The organism is Psychrobacter sp. GW64-MNA-CIBAN-0177 (assembly GCF_040309585.1).
Taxonomy (GTDB): domain Bacteria; phylum Pseudomonadota; class Gammaproteobacteria; order Pseudomonadales; family Moraxellaceae; genus Psychrobacter; species Psychrobacter okhotskensis.
In genome coordinates, this window is the sequence record NZ_JBEOOY010000126.1 from 1 (window position 1) to 291 (window position 291).

Genomic DNA, 291 nt, shown 5'->3' on the forward strand with positions numbered 1-291 from the left:
AGTTTGTGATGATGAACCATTAGCCCGTGAGCGTTTGACTAGGATTGTGCAAGAGTCAGGGCATGAGGTAGTCGCACAGGTGCTAACGGGCGCTGATGCTATTGCTGCAGTAAAGACGCATCAACCTGATGTCATACTACTGGATATTCGGATGCCTGAGATGGATGGGGTGCGCTGTGCTACGCTGTTGCACGAATTTGAGCGTCCACCTGCTATTATTTTTGTCACCGCTTATGATCATTATGCCATTGCTGCATTCAAAGCCAACGCTGTCGGCTATCTGTTAAAGCC

General features: G+C 48.8%; 1 protein-coding gene. It reads left to right on the forward strand.

Annotation, left to right across the window (positions count from 1 at the left end; genetic code table 11):
- On the forward strand, positions 1-291 hold a 291-nt coding region (locus AAEY79_RS14455), incomplete at both ends, for a response regulator (protein ID WP_352288976.1).